The sequence below is a fragment of the Chromohalobacter sp. HP20-39 genome, assembly GCF_033052815.1.
In the GTDB taxonomy this organism is placed as follows: Bacteria; Pseudomonadota; Gammaproteobacteria; order Pseudomonadales; family Halomonadaceae; genus Chromohalobacter.
Genome location: NZ_JAWHTP010000526.1, coordinates 1 through 286, shown reverse-complemented (window position 1 = coordinate 286; position 286 = coordinate 1). Strand labels below are relative to the sequence as shown.

Genomic DNA, 286 nt, shown 5'->3' with positions numbered 1-286 from the left:
GATGGCCTGGCGCTTGCCTGGGCGATTGCACGCCATCTGCTGTCGCACAACCGCAGTCACACGCTGTTCGCCACGCACTATTTCGAGCTGACGCAACTCCCGCAGGAGTTTGCACAGGCAGCCAACGTACACCTCTCTGCCGTGGAACATGGCGATGGCATCGTCTTCCTGCACGCTGTGCAAGAAGGCCCGGCCAGCCAGAGCTACGGCCTGCAGGTCGCGCAACTGGCAGGCGTACCGCAGCCGGTCATCCGTGCCGCGCGCAAGCGGCTGGCGTGGCTGGAGC

The 286-nt window shown here is 65.4% G+C and carries 1 protein-coding gene; it reads left to right on the top strand.

Annotated features, from left to right (window positions below; genetic code table 11):
- The coding region (locus RVY79_RS19055; RefSeq protein ID WP_411161752.1) for a MutS-related protein at positions 1 to 286 on the top strand (286 nt) is incomplete at both ends.